The sequence below is a fragment of the Pseudomonas sp. 06C 126 genome (assembly GCF_001855215.1).
In the GTDB taxonomy this organism is placed as follows: domain Bacteria; phylum Pseudomonadota; class Gammaproteobacteria; order Pseudomonadales; family Pseudomonadaceae; genus Aquipseudomonas; species Aquipseudomonas proteolytica.
Window position 1 is genome coordinate 1 of the sequence record NZ_MIFU01000143.1, and the last position, 2837, is coordinate 2837.

Annotated in this window: 2 pseudogenes; both read left to right on the top strand. The window is 54.2% G+C overall.

What is annotated here, in order from left to right:
- Window positions 1-971 (top strand): annotated as a pseudogene (locus BHC62_RS28685) (hypothetical protein); the annotation flags it as partial.
- A 207-nt stretch (window positions 972-1178) separates the two neighbouring features.
- A pseudogene (locus BHC62_RS28690) lies at window positions 1179-2837 on the top strand (hypothetical protein); the annotation flags it as partial.

Genomic DNA, 2837 nt, shown 5'->3' on the forward strand with positions numbered 1-2837 from the left:
CCGGTAACAACGAGCCAGGCTATGTCGATTTCGCGATCCCCCGTGAAGCGGTGATTCAAGATGCGGGCAGAACGGTGCTGATCGTGTACACCGTTACCAACCCTTGCAAGTTGGCGTCCTCCCAGGCCTTGCGTCTACAGATCAGCGTGCCAGTGCGTTTGCCGACCCCAGTGGTGCCACAGGCCACCAACAATATTTTGGATCTGCGCTCCTTTGCCGGGGATGCGGATATCACCGTTGAGCCCTGGTGGTTCGTTTTGCCGGGTCAGAAAGTCTGGTTGCGAGGGGCTGGAACCAAAGTTGACGGCACTGCCTACACTATTAATGTCTATCTGGGCAAGGAAGTAACGGCGGCAGAAGTGAGTGCGGGGTTGAATGGGGTTTTAAAAAGAACCGAACTACAAATGTTGAAGCGTGATACACCTCTAGTAGTTAGTTGCAAGGTTACTGTCGGTGGGAGCGATAAAGAAAGCGAGGCTGTAGAGTTTGCGCGACTGGAGTTGATGTTGAGAAATGCCCCGCTCACTATTGAAGAGAAATTTGAAGGCCAAGCCACGCGCGAATATACAGTGGGTGGTGTCATCGATACCCCGACCATGAAAGTGACATTTGTTTCTGGCCCGTTTGAGGCGGGAGTATTACCTTATGGCAATGATCAGTATTCCTCTGGACAATGCTACATGATGTTACGGAATATCCATCACTCGGAAACACCGCAAAGACATCGATTTGACTTTAAGCATAAGTTGGAATACGTAAAATTTGCTTGGGTGTGGAAGCAAAGTCCAGGGCAGGTAAGGTTCTATGATGACAGCAATCGCATGCTGGCGATGCTTGATTATCCTGACGAATACAGAGGGGGGTTCTGGGTTGAGTATTCCTCTTTGGGTGGGCGCCTGATTTCTAGTATGGAAGTCACCGTACAGGACTATTCGTTTATAGATAACTTTACGATGAAGTATCCACAGTAAACCGTAGTTGGTTCTAAAAGAATGCCCGCTTTATGCGGGCATTGCTTGTCATCGTTATTCAATTAAAAAACTGCCGGTGGTCGGAGTGTTGAAATAACTGTCAATTCTGACAGTAGCCAAACTTTGTGTTCAGATCTTAGATAGCAGTGGAGTCAGGCCTGCCCACTAGGCCATGTGGTTATCTTTCCCCGCATAGGAAGTCTCATCATGGTTAAAAAAACCACCCCGCCAAAAAAACAGTTGTTCGTTGCGCCGCCACCTGATGAATTCGCTCCCGAACTACCCAACCCGCAGATCCAGTACGCCGTCAATAACAACATTCTGTACCCCATGCATGCCATTGACGGCACGACCGCGACTATTACGCTCGCCGGGATGAGTGAAACTCCGATCACGTTGTATTGGGCCATCAAGCATCAGGATGAGCCAGTATTCGAACCCATCGTGCAAATGGGTAGTACCAGCGGTAGCCTCGTCATTCCTATTCCATGGCAGTGGGTCAGTACCTGCATTGGGCATACCGTTTTGATCTGGTACACCGCGACGGTGGCCGGGCAGCTCAAGCAGTCGTTGGTGCTGGAGCTGGAGATTCAGCAGATCCGCGAAACGGACCTTCGAACGTCGTTGCCGGAGTTCGCACATGCCCGGCTGGAATGGAACACCCTGTGGCTGAACATGCACGAGTTTCAGGGCGATGAGTTCATCCGCATCAAGGCCTGGCCGATGATTCAGGCCGGGCAACGGTTGTTTGTGACCGTGGCGGGCGACCAGCACCAGGTGCCTTACGCTTTCACGTGGGTGGCGTTCGATCATGTTGTACGGGAGACAGAGGCGAATCCGGAACATCTCTTTGAGTTCAGGCTCGCTCGTGGCTGGCTTGCGCGCCGCCAGGATTATTCTGCCTTGACCACTCATATGGGGGTGATTTGGGACGGTGCTCCTGCGGTGCTGCCGACCCCAGATGATCCTGTGCATGAGAACCCGTTACCCGTTAATGCCCAGGACTTTCATCTGCGGACCACTACATTGTTGCGCGTGGAGCCTGCGCTGGATCTGCCGCCGCCGCATCTTAAGGAGTCGGTGGATTGCGGCGCGGATGGTTGGTTGGTCAACCCGGTGAATACGGTGGACGGAGCACATGTTGTGATTGCCTACGAAGGCATGCACGCGGGGGAGATTGTGTGTCCCACTTTCAGCGGTACGGCCGGCGTAGGATCGCCGGCACTGGAGTGCCGCACCGTGCAGGAAGGTGAAAGCAGCCTTGAGTTCCTGGTGCCACCTTCGGCGATCAGTGCCAACTTTGATTGGCCTATTACTCTGAAATATCAGGTGTACGACAACGGGGCTGGGCCCTGGCTGTCTCCGCCAAGGGTGGTGAAGGTACTCGATATCAGCGGCTTGCCCAAACCGGCTGTTGAGCAGGCCACCGGTAATGCGCTGGACCTCAATACCTTTGCCGGCGATGCCTCGGCAACCGTCATCCCCTGGCCCTATGTTGCACTGGGCCAGGCTTGCTGGTTGTGGGTGACGGGTGAGTTGAAGGATGGCAGCCCCTACAGTTTTGCGGTGCTAAGCGGTGAGGCGCTTACCGAGGAGTGGCTGAGCGCTGGGGTCAACACACCGCTCCCGCGTCATGAGCTGCAAAAGCTGGCGGATTGCAGTGATATCGAGGTGCATTTTGCGGTGAATTTCAACGGCCAAGTCGACCGGGAGAGCGCGAAGGTATTCCGGCGCCTGGTACTGCACATCACACAGAAAGACCTGGACCTCAAGGCTCCGAGCGTGCGCGAAGCGGTAGACGGGCAATTGACGATATGGAATGGCCGGGATGGTGTGACGGTAAGGGTCGAATACGAGGGCATCAGC